This is a genomic window from Streptomyces sp. NBC_00250, assembly GCF_036192275.1.
Taxonomy (GTDB): Bacteria; Actinomycetota; Actinomycetes; order Streptomycetales; family Streptomycetaceae; genus Streptomyces.
The window spans coordinates 4,447,136-4,462,563 of record NZ_CP108088.1 but is presented as its reverse complement, the minus strand read 5'-3'; the positions used below and the strand labels follow the sequence as shown (position 1 = coordinate 4,462,563).

Sequence of the window (15,428 nt, the reverse complement as noted above, 5' to 3'; positions counted from 1 at the left end):
GGCAGTGCGCGCTGTCACCACCCGTTTCTGACAAATGTCATGGGGGTGGCGGGAGTCGGGGGCACTCGGGGCGCATGGGACTCATGGGACTCATGGGGATACGCCGAAGGCCCCGGTTCCAGAGAACCGGGGCCTTCGATCTGGAGCGGACGACGAGATTCGAACTCGCGACCCTCACCTTGGCAAGGTGATGCTCTACCAACTGAGCCACGTCCGCATTTTGCTGCCGCTCAGCTTTCACTGGGCGGTGCGAGCACCACTCTACCTGATGCACCGGAGTGCTCGGTCTTGCGATGCAGAGCGGGTGACAGGAATTGCACACTGCGCCTTCCCCCTGGAAGGGGGATGTTCTGCTACTGAACTACACCCGCACGCTGCGTGAGGTGGGGCTTTGCGGCCTCGCCCCTCGGCGTGTTCCAGACTTTAGCGGATCATGGGGGGTGCAATGCAAATCGGCTCGCCCCGCCCCGTCGGCGGGCCGGGGCCCCGCCGCGTCCGCCCAGCCTCAACTCGCGGCGCGGAAGGCCTCGTAGACCCGCTTCGGGATCCGGCCGCGGGCGGGCACCTCCATCTTGTTGGACTGCGCCCAGGCGCGGACCGCCGCCGGGTCGGGGGCCAGGGAGGTGTGGGTGTACGTCTCCAGGGAGGGGCTCCGGCCGGTCAGGGCCCTGGCCGGCAGCTTGCGTCCGGCGGCGAGGTACGGGGCGAGAGCCTTGCGGAGTTTCTTTGCATTGGCAGCATTCAGGTCGATCTCGTACATCTTCCCGTCGAGGCCGAACGCGACCGTTTCAGCCGCTTCTCCGCCGTCCATGTCGTCGGAGATTGTGACCACCACACGCTGAGCCACGGATATCGGTCCTTTCCTGCGGCCGACGCCGCAGAGGGGGCGCTTGTGACGCCTCTGACGTGCGGCGATGCCGACCGTACGGCTGTGCCGGGACAATGCTGATTTCTTCTCGATTCCTTTGTACAGCGGTGGGCGTCGCATTGTGAAGCCCTGGCAATTGTTTCAGCGTGTCCCGGTGCAATGAGGTTCGCAATATTTCACTCGAATTTTGCGTGGGTGTGCCCCGTCGGGGGCGTGCGCCGTGTTCGCTGGTGGAGCGGCTCCGTGGCCTGGCTTTTGGAGGATCCTTCAGATCTCTACCCGCGTAGAATTTGGAGACAGGTACGCTGAGGGAACCGCCCACGCAACACACCACCGGGAGTGCCAGTGGCACGCGTCGTAGTCGACGTCATGCTCAAGCCGGAGATCCTCGACCCTCAGGGGCAGGCGGTGCAGCGTGCACTGCCCCGCCTGGGATTCGCCGGAATCGCCGACGTCCGTCAGGGGAAGCGTTTCGAGCTGGAGGTGGAGGGACCGGTCGACGACGCCGCCCTCGCCCGCATCCATGAGATGGCCGAAACCTTCCTTGCCAACACTGTGATCGAAGACTTCATCGTGAAGGTGGAGTCGTGACCGCACGCATCGGCGTCGTCACGTTCCCCGGAACGCTCGACGACCAGGACGCGCTGCGTGCCGCCCGCCTCGCGGGCGCCGAACCCGTATCGCTCTGGCACCGCGACAAGGACCTCAAGCAGGTCGACGCCGTGGTCCTGGCCGGCGGTTTCTCCTACGGCGACTACCTGCGGGCCGGAGCCATCTCCCGCTTCTCGCCGGTGATGGAGACGATCATCGAGCAGGCGAAGGCGGGCATGCCCGTCCTCGGTATCTGCAACGGCTTCCAGATCCTCACCGAGGCCCATCTGCTGCCGGGCGCGATGCTGCGCAACAACCACCTCCACTTCATCTGCCGCGACCAGAAGCTGCGGGTGGAGAACGCGGAGACCGCCTGGACCTCGGACTACACCGAGGGCCAGGAGATCGAGGTCCCGCTCAAGAACATGGACGGCCGGTACGTCGCCGACGAGCGCGTCCTCGACGAGCTGGAGGCCGAGGGGCGGGTCGCCTTCCGCTACCTCGACGTCAACCCCAACGGCTCGCTGCGTGACATCGCGGGCATCACCAACGCCGCGGGCAACGTGGTCGGCCTCATGCCGCACCCCGAGCACGCCGTCGAGCCGCTCGTCGGCACCGGCAAGACGGACGGCCTCGGTTTCTTCACCTCGATCCTCAAGAAGCTGGTCAACGCCTGATGAGCCTCGACACCGTCAAGCACGCGAGCGAGACGCCGGACAGCGAGCAGCCCTGGAAGGAGCTCGGCCTCAAGGAGGACGAGTACGCGCGCATCCGCGAGATCCTGGGCCGCCGTCCCACCGGCGCCGAGCTCGCCATGTACTCCGTCATGTGGTCCGAGCACTGCTCCTACAAGAGCAGCAAGGTCCACCTGAAGCAGTTCGGCGAGAAGGTCCCCGAGAACGACGCCATGCTGGTCGGCATCGGTGAGAACGCGGGCGTCGTGGACGTCGGCCAGGGGTACGCGGTCACCTTCAAGGTCGAGTCGCACAACCACCCCTCGTACATCGAGCCCTACCAGGGCGCGGCCACCGGCATCGGCGGCATCGTCCGTGACATCCTCGCCATGGGTGCCCGCCCGGTCGCGGTCGTCGACCCGCTGCGCTTCGGCGCGGCCGACCACCCCGACACCAAGCGCGTGCTGCCCGGTGTCGTCGCCGGCATCGGCGGCTACGGCAACTGCCTCGGCCTGCCGAACATCGGCGGCGAGGTCGTCTTCGACGAGTGCTACCAGGGCAACCCCCTGGTCAACGCCGGCTGCATCGGCGTGATGAAGCACGAGGACATCCACCTCGCCAAGGCCTCGGGCCCCGGCAACAAGGTGATCCTGTACGGCGCCCGCACGGGTGGCGACGGCATCGGCGGCGTCTCGGTCCTCGCGTCCGAGACCTTCGACGACACCAAGCCGACCAAGCGCCCCGCCGTCCAGGTCGGCGACCCCTTCCAGGAGAAGCTCCTCATCGAGTGCACCCTGGAGATCTTCAAGGAGAAGCTGGTCGCGGGCATCCAGGACCTCGGCGGCGCCGGGCTCTCCTGCGCCACGTCCGAGCTGGCCTCGGCCGGTTCCGGCGGCATGCGCGTCGAGCTCGACCGGGTCCACCTGCGCGACGCGACCCTCTCGCCCGAGGAAATCCTCATGAGCGAGTCGCAGGAGCGCATGTGCGCGATCGTCGAGCCCGAGCACGTCGACCGCTTCCTGGAGATCTGCGAGAAGTGGGACGTCATCGCGGTCGTCATCGGTGAGGTGACCGAGGGCGAGCGTCTGGAGATCTTCTGGCACGGCGAGCAGATCGTCGACGTGCCGCCGCGCTCCGTCGCCCACGAGGGCCCGACCTACCACCGGCCGTTCGCGCGCCCGGAGTGGCAGGACGCGCTCCAGGCCGACGACGCGGGCAAGCTGGCCCGGCCGCAGAACGGCGAGGAGCTGAAGGACCAGGTCCTGAAGCTGGTCTCCTCCCCGAACCAGGCGTCGAAGTCCTGGATCACGGACCAGTACGACCGGTTCGTGCAGGGCAACACGGTCCTGGCGCAGCCCGAGGACGCGGGCATGGTCCGCATCGACGAGGAGACCAACCTCGGCGTGGCCATGGCCACCGACGGCAACGGCCGGTACGCGAAGCTCGACCCGTACACGGGTGCGCAGCTCGCGCTGGCGGAGGCGTACCGCAATGTCGCCGCCTCCGGTGCCAGGCCGCTGGCGATCTCGGACTGCCTGAACTTCGGTTCGCCCGAGGACCCGGCCGTGATGTGGCAGTTCGCCGAGGCCACGCGTGGTCTCGCGGACGGCTGCCTGCAGCTCGGCACCCCGGTGACCGGCGGCAACGTCTCGCTGTACAACCAGACCGGTGAGGTCGCGATCCACCCGACGCCGGTCGTGGCCGTCCTCGGTGTGATCGACGACGTCAACCGCCGTACGCCGATCGCCTTCGCGGAAGAGGGCCAGCTCCTCTACCTGCTCGGCGACACGCGCGAGGAGTTCGGCGGCTCGGCCTGGTCCGAGGTCATCCACAAGCACCTCGGTGGCATGCCGCCGGCCGTGGACCTCGACCGGGAGAAGCTGCTCGGCGAGATCCTGATCTCGTCCTCCCGCGACGGCATGATCGACGCGGCGCACGACCTGTCCGACGGCGGTCTCGTGCAGGCGGTCGTCGAGTCCTGCCTGCGCGGCGGGAACGGCGCGCGCCTGGTCGTCCCGGAGGGCCTGGACGCGTTCACGTTCCTGTTCAGCGAGTCGGCCGGCCGTGCGGTCGTGGCCGTCCCGCGCAGCGAGGAGCTCCGCTTCACCGACATGTGCGGTGCGCGGGGTCTGCCGGCGGCGCGGATCGGTGTCGTCGACGGCGACGCCGTCGACGTCCAGGGCGAGTTCGCGCTCTCCCTGACGGAGCTGCGCGCGGCGCACGAGGCGACGATCCCGGCCCTGCTGGCCTGATCGGCGCCTGACACTCAGCGGTGGGGGAGCCCCCGTCCGGACCTTCGGGTCCGGACGGGGGCTTTCTCGTTTCGACGCTTGCAGGAGATTACGTAATTACGTAATCTCAACATCATGGAGCTGGAAGAGCGGGTCGCCGAGCTGGAACGGCGCATGGCGGCCCTGGAAGACGCCGGGCGCCCCGCGCCCGAGGCCACCGACGGCGCACTCTGGGCCCTCGAAGGACTCAAGGCGCAGCTCGCGGCGGACGTGGGGGAGCGGGGCGAGGACGGCGCGGTCGTCTTCACGGGATCGGTCCGGCTGCCGACCCGGGAGCGGTACGAGTGGCAGTTCGGCGCCTTCACCGGGCAGCTGTTCGAGGAGGACTGGGCGGATGCCGCCGAGTCCTTCGCCGCGCTCGGCCATCCCGTACGGCTCCGCCTGCTGCGGGAGATCCTCGGCGGCCGGCGTACCGCCGCCGAGCTGGCGGAGCTCGAAGGGATCGGCACGACCGGCCAGATCTACCACCACCTGCGCCAACTGACCGGCGCGGGCTGGCTCAAGACCGTCGGACGCGGGCGCTACGAGGTCCCGGGAGCCCGGGTCGTCCCGCTCCTGGTGGTCCTCACCGCGGCCCGCCCTTAACGGTCACCACGAATCCTCGGAGGGAATCCGGATGTCCTCAAGCGCATCACCGGCGGTTCTCCACCGTGCGCTCTGGCTGGCGTTCATCGTCCAGGTGATCGCCTCCTTCGCCGTCGAGCTGCCGTACCCGTACTGGGCGGGCTGGCTGCCCGCGATCGCCGCGATGATCCTCGGCGTCGGGCTCTCCCGGACCGCCCGAAGCCGGGCCATGGCCGCGACCCGCGCCACGGTCGAGGTGGCCCCGCCGGTCACCGGCCGCTGGTCGGCGCTGAACAGCCCGGCGGACCGGACGCCCAGCCACGGCACCCACCAGCTGGGCCAGACGTACGCGATCGACGTCACCCGGGAGGACGAGGCGCAGCCCCGCCCGGCCTTCGCGTGGCTGTGGCCGGTGGTCCGGCGGAGCGAGGACTTCCCGGCCTTCGACGCGCCGCTGCTCGCGGTCGCCGACGCGACCGTCGTGCACGCCGAGGACGGGCAGCGCGACCACCTGAGCCGCAACTCGCCGGCCGCCCTGCTCTATCTGCTGCTGATCGAGTCCGCCGCCCGGAGCCTCGCGGGAGCCCGCCGGATCACCGGGAACCACCTCGTCCTCGATCTCGGCGACGGTACGTACGCGATGTACGCGCATCTGAAGCGCGGCTCGCTCGTGGTCCGGGCGGGCGACCGCGTCCACGTGGGCCAGGAACTCGCCCGCTGCGGGAACTCCGGCAACTCCACCGAGCCGCACGTGCACTTCCAGCTGATGGACGGCCCGGACCTGAACACGGCGAGCGGCGTCCCGTTCACCTGGCGCGGTGTCGGCGTGCCGAAGAACGGCGAGACGTTCGAAGTGCCACGCGATTCCGTCTACTCGGCCTGACCCCAGAAGGCGTCGGACTGCGCGATGTCCGCCACGCATTCGTCGATGTCGGAGATCTTGCCGCCGATGATCGTGAAGACCAGCGCACCCTTCATCTCGATGCCCCGGTCACCGCGCTCGGCGTAGAACGTGTTGGCCGCCACGGCATGACCGCGGCCGTCGACGGAGATGCTGTCGAGCTCGACGCGCATCTTGCCACCGGTGAGCTCGAACATCTGTCCGTACATGGCGAGGACGTTGTCCCGGCCCTTGAAGTGGCCGGAGATCTGGCTCTCGCCGGGCGAGTGGTGCGTACAGTCCGCCGTCATCAGCGTGCCGACGGTCTCCATGTCTCCCTTGGTCCAGGCTTCGAAGCCCCGGCGGACCAATGCGGCGTCAGGGTGCTCGGCCATGGCTGATCGACCCCTCTCGTACGGGTGGGTGAGCGGGCGGTCCTCCCCCTCTCAGTCTCCGACTACCCTCGCCCCCATGCCACCGGCCAAGAAGCGCACCCGCAGTTACGACTCCGCCCGGACCAGGGCCGCCGTGCTCGCCCAGTTCGGGAACGTCCGGGAGGCGGTGACCGCGCTCACCCCCGAGCAGCTCGACGCGCCGACCCGGCTGGGGGAGTGGACGGTACGGGAGCTGGCGGCGCACCTGACGATGGTGCTCGCCTCGATGACCCGGAAGCTCGCGGAGACCGAGCCGGCCCGCCGGGAACTCGCCCTGCTCGACTGGCCCCTGGCCACGGTGACGGAGGCGGCGAGCATCGACGAGGACACCCGGGCGATCGACACGGCCGACCTGCCGGTGCTGTTCGCGGAGACGGCGGAGCGGTACGGGGCGGCGATCGCGGGCGTCTCCGACGAGCGGCTGGTCCCGACCCGCTTCGGCGCGATGACCCTCGCCGACTTCCTCGTCACCCGGACCGTCGAACTCGTCGTCCACACCGACGACCTGAACGCGGCGACCGGGGCCGGCGTCCCCTTCGACCGGCAGGCCCTCGCCGCCTGCACCCGGCTGCTCGCCGACGCGCTCGCCGCGAAGGCCCCGGGCGGGGCGGTCGAGGTGCGGATCCCGCCGTACGCGGTGGTGCAGTGCGTGGAGGGCCCCCGGCACACCCGGGGCACCCCGCCCAACGTGGTCGAGACGGACCCGCTGACCTGGATCAGGCTCGCGACCGGGCGGGCGCGGTGGGCGACGGAGCTGGACGAGGCCCGTGTCAGCGCGAGCGGCGAGCGCGCCGACCTCAAGGACCTCCTGCCCCTGATGGGCTGAGCTTCCCGTACGGGCGGGAGCGGCGACGGAACCGACTTCCGCCGCCGCCCGTCCCACCGCCATGCAGACGCAGACGCCGCGCACCCTCGCCTCCGCCGCTTCCGCCGCCGCCCTGGTCCTCCTCCTCGCCGCCTGCGGCACGGAGGGAGGCACCGCGGGAGCCGGCTCCGGATCCGGTTCCGACACCGTCTCCCCCGACCTGCCCGTCGCCGGTAGCCACTGGACGATCGGCGCCGTCACGGTCGACGGCCGCAGGTCCGCCGCCCCGGACGGCGCCCGCGTCGAGTTCGGCGCGGACGGCCGCGCCCGCGGGAACAGCGGCTGCAACACCTTCGGGGCGACCGTCGCCGTGAAGGGGGACACCCTGACCGTCTCCCCGCAGGAGATCACCGAGATGGGCTGCCCCGAGGACCGGCAGCGCTTCGAGACGGAGCTGGTCAAGGCCTTCACCGGCCCGCTCAAGGGGAAGCAGAAGGGCGAGGCCCTCACCCTGACCTCCCCGGACGGCCGCAACGGCCTGGAGCTGACCGCCGAGGCGGACCTCCCGCTGCGTGGCACGACGTGGAAGATCGACGGGCTGATCTCGGGGGACACCGCGTCCTCGCTGCCCGCGGGCAGCGGCGACAAGGCCCGTCTCGTCCTCGGCGCGGACGGTCGGGTCACCGGGAACCTGGGCTGCAACAACTTCGCCGCGACCGCCCGGGTCGAGGGGAAGACGCTCACGATCGAGGGCCCGGCGGCGACCACCCGGATGATGTGCACGAGCCCGCAGATGCAGCTGGAGACGAAGCTGTACGAGCTCCTCGACGGCCCGCTCACCTACCGCCTGGACCACCGGACGCTGACCCTCACCAACGCCGCGGGCGAGGGCCTGGGGGCGAAGGCGGCCGCCGGGACGACTGGCGAAACCTCTGAAGGAACGGGCGGAACGGACGGCCAAGAGCCCCCGGCGTCCCGGTGAACGACTCTCCGCGGGGTGCACTCCGTCACATCGCGGAGAGGGTCACCGCCTGGTACGAGCGTCCGCTCGGGAAGCCCTCGGGGCCGGAATCCCTTACCGCGCCTGCTTCGTAGCCCCCTCCAAGCCCGAGATGATCAATTCATGCGATCGCACAAGCTCGGAGGCCCCGGATTTCCTCAATTCGGACCAGTGGTCGAGCCCGTCTACACTCGGAAACGTGCCACGTGGTGACGGTCGACTCAATCACGACTTGCTCCCCGGAGAGAAAGGCCCCCAGGACGCTTGTGGCGTCTTCGGTGTCTGGGCTCCGGGTGAAGAGGTCGCAAAGCTCACGTACTTCGGGCTCTATGCCCTCCAGCATCGGGGCCAGGAATCCGCGGGAATCGCGGTCAGCAACGGCTCCCAGATCCTCGTCTTCAAGGACATGGGCCTCGTGTCCCAGGTCTTCGACGAGACCTCTCTCGGTTCCCTCCAAGGTCATATCGCGGTCGGTCACGCCCGCTACTCGACCACCGGGGCGTCCGTGTGGGAGAACGCGCAGCCGACGTTCAGGGCAACCGCCCACGGCTCGATCGCGCTCGGCCACAACGGCAACCTGGTGAACACGGCGCAGCTCGCCGAGATGGTCGCCGACCTGCCCAAGAAGGAAGGCCGCAGCACCCGTGTCGCGGCCACCAACGACACCGACCTGCTCACGGCGCTCCTCGCCGCCCAGGTCGACGACGAGGGCAAGCCGCTCACCATCGAGGAGGGTGCCGCCAAGGTCCTTCCCGATGTCCGCGGCGCCTTCTCCCTCGTCTTCATGGACGAGCACACGCTCTACGCGGCCCGTGACCCGCAGGGCATCCGCCCGCTGGTCCTCGGCCGTCTGGAGCGCGGCTGGGTGGTCGCCTCCGAGTCCGCCGCCCTCGACATCTGCGGCGCCAGCTACGTCCGCGAGGTCGAGCCGGGCGAGATGATCGCGATCGACGAGAACGGCATCCGTACCTCGCGATTCGCGGAAGCGAAGCCCAAGGGCTGTGTCTTCGAGTACGTGTACCTGGCTCGCCCGGACACCGACATCGCCGGCCGGAACGTGTACCTCTCCCGCGTGGAGATGGGCCGCCGCCTGGCGAAGGAGGCGCCCGTCGAGGCCGACCTGGTGATAGCGACGCCGGAGTCCGGCACCCCGGCCGCCATCGGCTACGCCGAGGCCTCGGGCATCCCCTTCGGCGCCGGTCTGGTGAAGAACGCCTACGTCGGGCGCACCTTCATCCAGCCCTCCCAGACCATCCGCCAGCTCGGCATCCGGCTGAAGCTGAACCCGCTCAAGGACGTCATCAAGGGCAAGCGCCTGGTGGTCGTCGACGACTCGATCGTCCGCGGCAACACCCAGCGCGCTCTGGTCAAGATGCTCCGCGAGGCCGGCGCGGCCGAGATCCACATCCGGATCTCCTCGCCGCCGGTGAAGTGGCCCTGCTTCTTCGGCATCGACTTCGCCACCCGCGCGGAGCTGATCGCCAACGGCATGTCGATCGAGGAGATCGGCAAGTCGCTGGGCGCGGACTCGCTCTCGTACATCTCGATCGACGGGATGATCGAGGCGACCACGATCCAGAAGCCGAACCTCTGCCGTGCCTGCTTCGACGGCGAGTACCCGATGGAGCTGCCGGACCCCGAGCTGCTCGGCAAGCAGCTCCTGGAGACCGAACTGGCCGCGGGTCCCGCTGCCACGGCGGCCTCCGACGCGCTCCGCCGTCCGTGAGCACCGTCGCCCGTAAGACCCCGCTGCAACCGCAGTACGACACGAAAGTTCTTCAGCATGTCTGAGACCACTGGTGCCAGCTACGCGTCCGCGGGCGTCGACATCGAGGCGGGTGACCGCGCCGTCGAGCTCATGAAGGAGTGGGTGAAGAAGACGCAGCGCCCCGAGGTCCTCGGCGGCCTGGGCGGCTTCGCCGGCCTCTTCGACGCCTCCGCCCTCAAGCGCTACGAGCGGCCGCTGCTCGCCTCCGCCACCGACGGTGTCGGGACGAAGGTCGACATCGCCCGCCAGATGGGCGTGTACGACACCATCGGCCACGACCTGGTCGCGATGGTCATGGACGACATCGTCGTCTGCGGCGCCGAGCCGCTCTTCATGACCGACTACATCTGCGTCGGCAAGGTCCACCCCGAGCGGGTCGCCGCCATCGTCAAGGGCATCGCCGAGGGCTGTGTCCTGGCCGGCTGCGCCCTGGTCGGCGGCGAGACGGCGGAGCACCCGGGCCTCCTCGGCCCGGACGACTTCGACGTGGCCGGCGCGGGCACGGGTGTCGTGGAGTACGACCGGCTGCTCGGCGCCGATCGCATCCGTACGGGGGACGCGGTCATCGCCATGGCCTCCTCGGGTCTTCACTCCAACGGGTACTCGCTCGTCCGGCACGTGGTCTTCGACCGCGCCGGCATGACCCTCGACCAGCGGGTCGAGGAGCTCGGCCGGACGCTCGGCGAGGAGCTCCTGGAGCCCACGAAGATCTACTCGCTGGACTGCCTGGCCCTCACCCGGACCACGGACGTCCACGCGTTCAGCCACATCACGGGCGGCGGTCTCGCGGCCAACCTGGCCCGGGTGATCCCGGACGGTCTGCACGCCACGGTCGACCGTTCGACCTGGGCGCCGGGCGCGATCTTCGACCTGGTCGGCAAGGCCGGTCAGGTGGAGCGCCTGGAGCTGGAGAAGACCCTGAACATGGGCGTCGGCATGATGGCCGTCGTTCCGGCGGACTCCGTGGACGCCGCCCTGACGACGCTGGCGGACCGGGGCGTCGAGTCCTGGGTCGCGGGCGAGATCACCGAGCGCGGCGCGCACACCACGGGCGCCGAGCTGGTCGGGGACTACGCGAACTAGAGCAGGGCAGTACGCGGACGGGGCGCTCCTGAGGGGCGCCCCGTCCGCGTTGTGCCGTCTGCGGTCGGGCTCGGACGCGGACAGCACAGAAACCCGGCCGGGTGATCCCGGACCGGGTTTCTGTGCTGCGATTCAGAAGGTCAAGCGCGACGCGGGGACGCACTGGGACCGGACTCGTCGTCCTCGTCCTCGTCGTCCTCGTTGTAGAGATCCGCGTACTGGGCGTACGGGTCGTCTTCCTCGTCGTCGTCCTCGAACGGCTCGCCATTCGGCGGCTGGTTCGAAGTCGAAGCGCCCAGCTCATTGGCCAGACGCGTCAGGTCTGTCCCGCCGCTGCTGTACTTCAGCTGGCGGGCGACCTTGGTCTGCTTGGCCTTTGCCCGGCCGCGCCCCATGGCTCGACCCCCTCGGTGACGGGGCTCGGTGGCCCCAGAGTCTTGACACGCGTTCATGATTCGGAACGGACTCTCGACAGAGAGACCGGTCCGTAGGGCTTCAACGGTACCTGTTTCCGCGGGTCTACGGTACGCCGCGCGCATCACATACCCCGGTACAGAACCTTCGAGGTGCCCTTTCCTCGCTGGTCAATCGCGATTTTAACCTCTTCTTGAGGGCCGACCCGCCGAGGGGCGTGAGCGAAGTCTCTCCGGCGGCGGGTCGGACCCCGGGTACGGCTCAGGCGCGGCGCGCGTCCGCCATCCGCTGCTCGGCGATCCGGTCGGCCGCCGCGGCCGGCGGAATCCCGTCCGCCTTCGCACGTGCGAAGATCTCAAGGGTGGTGTCGAAGATCTTCGTCGCCTTCTTCTTGCAGCGGTCGAAGTCGAAGCCGTGCAGCTCGTCGGCGACCTGGATCACGCCACCGGCGTTGACCACGTAGTCGGGCGCGTAGAGGATCCCGCGGTCGGCGAGGTCCTTCTCGACGCCGGGGTGGGCGAGCTGGTTGTTGGCCGCACCGCAGACGATCTTCGCGGTGAGGACCGGCACGGTCTCGTCGTTCAGGGCGCCGCCGAGCGCGCAGGGCGCGTAGATCTCCAGACCCTCGACGCGGATCAGCGCGTCGGTGTCGGCGACGACGGTGACCTGCGGGTGCTTGTCGGTGATCCGGCGCACCGACTCCTCTCGCACATCGGTGATCACGACCTCGGCGCCGTCCTCCAGGAGGTGCTCGACGAGGTAGTGGCCGACCTTGCCGACGCCCGCGACGCCGACCTTGCGGCCGCGCAGCGTCGGGTCGCCCCAGACGGTCTGCGCGGAGGCGCGCATGCCCTGGAAGACGCCGAAGGCGGTGAGGACGGAGGAGTCGCCGGCGCCGCCGTTCTCGGGGGAGCGGCCGGTGGTCCACTTGTTCTCGCGGGCGACGACGTCCATGTCGGCGACGTAGGTGCCGACGTCGCAGGCCGTGACGTAACGGCCGCCGAGGGAGGCGACGAAGCGCCCGTAGGCGAGGAGGAGCTCCTCCGTCTTGATCTTCTCCGGGTCGCCGATGATGACGGCCTTGCCGCCGCCGTGGTCGAGACCGGCCATGGCGTTCTTGTACGACATGCCGCGGGCCAGGTTGAGGGCGTCGGCGATCGCCGCGGCCTCGGTGGCGTACGGGTAGAAGCGGGTGCCGCCGAGGGCGGGGCCCAGGGCGGTGGAGTGGAGGGCGATGACGGCCTTGAGGCCGGTGGCGCGGTCCTGGCAGAGCACGACTTGCTCGTGGCCACCCTGCTCCGAGTGGAACAAGGTGTGCAGTACGTCAGCAGGAACGCCGGTCACATCGGTCACGGTGGTGACTCCCAAGTACGAAGCGGCGGTTTGCGGCCCTCCCTACGGGTGGGGGAGGACCAGTTCGGCAAGAGAGTAAGTCCTACCTGGGCGTAGATCAGCGGCAGTGCTCAGGATCACCCCCTCCCGGAGTACCTCCGTGGAAGGATTTGCGACATGTCGGTCGCCTCCTCGGTCCTCATTCCCTACGCGTCCTATCTGCGGGTGTACGAGCCGCTGGCCGCGTTCCCCGAGCCGGAGCGGACCCATTGGGCCCGGTACGCCCGCCGGCCGCGCACCCCGGGGGCGCAGGAGGAGCTGCGGCGCTCCCTCGCGGACCTGCTTCCGACGCCCCCGGTGCCGGTGCCGGTGCCGGTGCACGAGAGCGGGGAGGCCTTCGTCGCGCATCTGGACGGGGTGGTGGTGATCTGTCCGTGGCGGACCCGGCTGCGGGGGTGGCTGGCCCTCCAGGAGCTGGCGGACCAGTTCCCGGAGCCGGTGCTGGACGCGATGCTGCCGCCGGTGGTGCGCGCCCAGGTGGCGGCGGACCACGAGCGCTGGCTGGAGCGGAACCCGGACGCGCGGCCGTGGATCCGTACGGCGGTCTGGCAGGTGCCGCTGCGCTGGTTCGCCCTCTTCGGCGACGAGGACCGGCAGTACGAGCCGGGGGAGTCGGCCGGGAGGGGCGGTGCGGGCGGCGAGGCCGGCGAGGCAGGCGAGGGCGGTACGGAGCGGGGCCGGGCGCCGGTGCTCCGCTACCGGACGACGATGGCGCAGGCGCGTCGGCGGCTGGCGCGGGCGCTGCGGGCCCTGCGGGAGTCGATCGACGACGGTCCCATGACGGAGGGGCTGATCGAGGTGGGGCGCTGGCTGGAGGAGTTCCATCCGCGGGCGCTCGTGGAGCTGGACTTCGGCGGTCTGGTGCACGCGGTCACGGAGGAGTGGCTGGCGGAGGACCGGTCGGCGGCTCAGCTGGCGGAGGGGATCGCGGCGCTGCGGGCCGGCGACGGCGAGGGGGCGAGCGAGGCGTACGGGCGACTCGCGGAGCGCTGGCGGACGGTCAGGGATCTGCGCTTCGCGAATTGACATCACTCGGGCATCTTCGTCAGGTCGGTATCGACAAGACATGTCCGGCCGGTGTAAATGATCTTCAGGGGTGTCCGAATCTGCATGCCCGGATTTCGGTGCTCCTCTTCGTCCGCGACGGTTCGGGTCTTTCGGCACCCGTACGGCGGGGACGTTGGTCCCGATCCGGGCCTTTGGCTCAAGCGTGACGGACAGCACTTACCGCACCCTTGCGCCCATCACCCACCCTCGTGCCAAAATAGGACAAGGAGTCCGGGGAGGGTTCCTTCCGTCCATCTATGGGCGGAACGCTCAGCATTGCACTCTATGGGGGGTCTGAGGACTCCTGATCGCTCTGTGACTGATCGTCACAGTGGCGTGACTGTCCGTTATGGCATGGTCCATCGACTTCCGCCGCTGATGAACACCTGCGAGGGCAATTCCATCGGTTTGGCCGACGTGGCTGGACGGATGGTGTAGTTGTAGTGCCGAGGACAAGCCGTTCGTCCTATAACCGACTCGGCCCGCTTCTGCCATTTCGGGCAACGCGGGTCAAGGTGCAGAATTTAGAGGAAAGAACCGAGAAGGTTCGGTTCTCCCGAGGAGGCCGCTCATGACCGCTCGCACCCCTGATGCCGAGCCGCTGCTGACCCCTGCCGAGGTTGCCACGATGTTCCGCGTGGACCCGAAGACGGTGACCCGTTGGGCGAAGGCCGGGAAGCTCACGTCCATCCGCACCCTGGGTGGGCACCGCCGGTACCGCGAAGCTGAGGTTCGCGCACTGCTGGCGGGCATTCCGCAGCAGCGCAGCGAGGCCTGAGGTCGCGCAAACACCCCGTAGTACCCCGCAGTACCCCGTAACACCGGGCCTGTCCGGATCCCCCAATCCGGTCGCCCACACCTAGCTCTGCCGACGGATTCCTGCCCCAACAGGCCTTCGTCAACGATCGCGCTGGACTCCGCCGGGTCTGGCGCGATCTTCTTTTGTGTCCGGCGCCACTCTTCGAGGAGCGGTGCAATTGCACATATTAAATCGGGCCGGTGTAGGGAGGGTGTAAGTGAAGCGGTTTCTGAAACTACCTCAGTGACTCCCGTCACACCTGCGAAGTCTTGCCAAGGAACAGCCTGCCACTTCGCGGAACGCCCCCAACCCGCCGTTGGTCATGGGTCGGTGGGACTTTCGTCCTCAGTGCCGCCCGTCGGCCCCGTGGGCCCGGGTACGCCGTCCTGGAGCTCCGGAAGGTCCTGGAGCTCCGGAAGCTCCGGGAGCTCCATGGAGAGCCGCAGGAGGCGGTGGCAGACCACGCAGTGGCGGGTGAGGTGTCCGTACCGGGACGCGGCCGCCAGATGGGCGCGTAGCAGTGCTCTCGTCTCGTGCCGTGCTGCGGACGCCGCGGCCATGCGCGACCACCTCCGGTGTGGGCCCCCGAATCCCTGATGTCCGGGGTACCGGCGGGCGCGCGGCCCCGTCAAGACACGGGAACACAAAGAAAGGCCCGCATCTCACGATGCGGGCCTTTCCTGAAAGCGAACCTGACGGGACTTGAACCCGCGACCTCCACCTTGACAGGGTGGCGAGCTAACCAACTGCTCCACAGGTCCTTGCTCGCAGCCCCTCGTAAGTGGCTGCGAGGAACACTGTACAGCAGGTCAGCGGTC

Annotated in this window: 16 protein-coding genes and 3 tRNA genes; 11 read left to right on the top strand and 8 right to left on the bottom strand. The window is 69.4% G+C overall.

Annotation, left to right across the window (positions count from 1 at the left end; translation table 11 throughout):
* Positions 1-141 precede the first annotated feature (141 nt).
* The 3 genes from OG259_RS20125 to OG259_RS20115 form a co-directional block, all read right to left on the bottom strand.
* A tRNA-Gly gene (locus OG259_RS20125) sits at positions 142-217 on the bottom strand.
* Positions 218-299: 82 nt separating this feature from the next.
* Positions 300-371: transfer RNA gene (locus tag OG259_RS20120), tRNA-Gly, on the bottom strand.
* A gap of 134 nt (positions 372-505) precedes the next feature.
* The gene (locus OG259_RS20115; protein WP_266894434.1) at positions 506-847 is read right to left on the bottom strand and encodes a histone-like nucleoid-structuring protein Lsr2; all 342 of its coding nucleotides are present in this window, start codon (positions 845-847) and stop codon (positions 506-508) included.
* Positions 848-1,213: 366 nt separating this feature from the next.
* Between OG259_RS20115 and purS the strand changes: the two genes are divergently transcribed.
* From purS to OG259_RS20090, 5 genes are all read left to right on the top strand, one after another.
* The gene (gene purS / locus OG259_RS20110) at positions 1,214-1,459 is read left to right on the top strand and encodes a phosphoribosylformylglycinamidine synthase subunit PurS (RefSeq protein WP_017240564.1); all 246 of its coding nucleotides are present in this window, start codon (positions 1,214-1,216) and stop codon (positions 1,457-1,459) included.
* Positions 1,456-2,136 carry a phosphoribosylformylglycinamidine synthase subunit PurQ gene (gene purQ / locus OG259_RS20105; protein ID WP_030318250.1) on the top strand — a complete coding sequence of 227 codons (681 nt, stop codon included), beginning with the start codon at positions 1,456-1,458 and terminating at the stop codon, positions 2,134-2,136. Before purS ends, purQ begins: the two co-directional genes overlap by 4 nt.
* On the top strand, positions 2,136-4,385 hold the full coding sequence (gene purL / locus OG259_RS20100; RefSeq protein ID WP_328943528.1) for a phosphoribosylformylglycinamidine synthase subunit PurL: 2,250 nt from the start codon (positions 2,136-2,138) through the stop codon (positions 4,383-4,385). The genes purQ and purL overlap by 1 nt, the downstream gene beginning before the upstream one ends.
* A gap of 114 nt (positions 4,386-4,499) precedes the next feature.
* Positions 4,500-5,009: an ArsR/SmtB family transcription factor gene (locus tag OG259_RS20095; protein WP_328943527.1), complete on the top strand. Its 510-nt coding sequence runs from the start codon at positions 4,500-4,502 to the stop codon at positions 5,007-5,009.
* A gap of 31 nt (positions 5,010-5,040) precedes the next feature.
* Positions 5,041-5,871 (top strand): M23 family metallopeptidase, encoded by an 831-nt coding sequence (locus tag OG259_RS20090; RefSeq protein WP_328943526.1) that lies wholly within the window; start codon positions 5,041-5,043, stop codon positions 5,869-5,871.
* Here the strand turns inward: OG259_RS20090 and OG259_RS20085 are convergent.
* Positions 5,859-6,263, bottom strand: coding sequence for a nuclear transport factor 2 family protein (locus tag OG259_RS20085; protein ID WP_266894442.1), 405 nt, complete (start codon positions 6,261-6,263; stop codon positions 5,859-5,861). The two genes, OG259_RS20090 and OG259_RS20085, sit on opposite strands and share 13 nt — an antisense overlap.
* A 76-nt stretch (positions 6,264-6,339) precedes the next feature.
* Between OG259_RS20085 and OG259_RS20080 the strand changes: the two genes are divergently transcribed.
* From OG259_RS20080 to purM, 4 genes are all read left to right on the top strand, one after another.
* Positions 6,340-7,128 (top strand): maleylpyruvate isomerase family mycothiol-dependent enzyme, encoded by a 789-nt coding sequence (locus OG259_RS20080; RefSeq protein ID WP_328943525.1) that lies wholly within the window; start codon positions 6,340-6,342, stop codon positions 7,126-7,128.
* Between the two features lie 61 nt (positions 7,129-7,189).
* Complete coding sequence (locus tag OG259_RS20075) at positions 7,190-8,089, top strand: META domain-containing protein (RefSeq protein ID WP_328943524.1); 900 nt, start codon at positions 7,190-7,192, stop codon at positions 8,087-8,089.
* A 217-nt stretch (positions 8,090-8,306) separates the two neighbouring features.
* A complete protein-coding gene (gene purF / locus OG259_RS20070; RefSeq protein WP_030318264.1) occupies positions 8,307-9,833 on the top strand; it encodes an amidophosphoribosyltransferase in 1,527 nt (508 codons plus the stop codon).
* Between the two features lie 57 nt (positions 9,834-9,890).
* Positions 9,891-10,958 (top strand): phosphoribosylformylglycinamidine cyclo-ligase, encoded by a 1,068-nt coding sequence (gene purM / locus OG259_RS20065; protein WP_328943523.1) that lies wholly within the window; start codon positions 9,891-9,893, stop codon positions 10,956-10,958.
* Positions 10,959-11,098: 140 nt separating this feature from the next.
* Here the strand turns inward: purM and OG259_RS20060 are convergent, their stop codons facing one another.
* The gene (locus OG259_RS20060; RefSeq protein ID WP_030318267.1) at positions 11,099-11,353 is read right to left on the bottom strand and encodes a DUF3073 domain-containing protein; all 255 of its coding nucleotides are present in this window, start codon (positions 11,351-11,353) and stop codon (positions 11,099-11,101) included.
* A gap of 280 nt (positions 11,354-11,633) precedes the next feature.
* Entirely contained in the window at positions 11,634-12,725 is a 1,092-nt protein-coding gene (locus OG259_RS20055) for a Leu/Phe/Val dehydrogenase (protein ID WP_328943522.1), read from the bottom strand.
* A gap of 156 nt (positions 12,726-12,881) precedes the next feature.
* On the opposite strand from OG259_RS20055, the gene OG259_RS20050 reads away from it, so the two are divergent.
* Both OG259_RS20050 and bldC read left to right on the top strand, forming a co-directional pair.
* Positions 12,882-13,790, top strand: a complete 909-nt coding sequence (locus OG259_RS20050) for a hypothetical protein (RefSeq protein WP_328943521.1) — start codon at positions 12,882-12,884, stop codon at positions 13,788-13,790.
* 592 nt (positions 13,791-14,382) lie between these two features.
* Positions 14,383-14,589 (top strand): developmental transcriptional regulator BldC, encoded by a 207-nt coding sequence (bldC, locus tag OG259_RS20045; protein WP_003949541.1) that lies wholly within the window; start codon positions 14,383-14,385, stop codon positions 14,587-14,589.
* A 341-nt stretch (positions 14,590-14,930) separates the two neighbouring features.
* On the opposite strand, the gene OG259_RS20040 is transcribed toward bldC, so the two are convergent.
* A complete protein-coding gene (locus OG259_RS20040; protein ID WP_328943520.1) occupies positions 14,931-15,170 on the bottom strand; it encodes a DUF6274 family protein in 240 nt (79 codons plus the stop codon).
* Positions 15,171-15,297: 127 nt separating this feature from the next.
* Positions 15,298-15,371: transfer RNA gene (locus OG259_RS20035), tRNA-Asp, on the bottom strand.
* Between the last annotated feature and the right edge of the window lie 57 nt (positions 15,372-15,428).

Excerpts from the sequence above, each read along its gene's own strand:
- purL (WP_328943528.1), top strand. The coding sequence starts at position 2,136 with ATGAGCCTCGACACCGTCAAGCACGCGAGCGAGACGCCGGACAGCGAG.
- OG259_RS20095 (WP_328943527.1), top strand. The coding sequence starts at position 4,500 with ATGGAGCTGGAAGAGCGGGTCGCCGAGCTGGAACGGCGCATGGCGGCC.
- OG259_RS20090 (WP_328943526.1), top strand. The coding sequence starts at position 5,041 with ATGTCCTCAAGCGCATCACCGGCGGTTCTCCACCGTGCGCTCTGGCTG.
- OG259_RS20085 (WP_266894442.1), bottom strand. The coding sequence starts at position 6,263 with ATGGCCGAGCACCCTGACGCCGCATTGGTCCGCCGGGGCTTCGAAGCC.
- OG259_RS20080 (WP_328943525.1), top strand. The coding sequence starts at position 6,340 with ATGCCACCGGCCAAGAAGCGCACCCGCAGTTACGACTCCGCCCGGACC.
- OG259_RS20075 (WP_328943524.1), top strand. The coding sequence starts at position 7,190 with ATGCAGACGCAGACGCCGCGCACCCTCGCCTCCGCCGCTTCCGCCGCC.
- purM (WP_328943523.1), top strand. The coding sequence starts at position 9,891 with ATGTCTGAGACCACTGGTGCCAGCTACGCGTCCGCGGGCGTCGACATC.
- OG259_RS20060 (WP_030318267.1), bottom strand. The coding sequence starts at position 11,353 with ATGGGGCGCGGCCGGGCAAAGGCCAAGCAGACCAAGGTCGCCCGCCAG.
- OG259_RS20050 (WP_328943521.1), top strand. The coding sequence starts at position 12,882 with ATGTCGGTCGCCTCCTCGGTCCTCATTCCCTACGCGTCCTATCTGCGG.
- bldC (WP_003949541.1), top strand. The coding sequence starts at position 14,383 with ATGACCGCTCGCACCCCTGATGCCGAGCCGCTGCTGACCCCTGCCGAG.
- OG259_RS20040 (WP_328943520.1), bottom strand. The coding sequence starts at position 15,170 with ATGGCCGCGGCGTCCGCAGCACGGCACGAGACGAGAGCACTGCTACGC.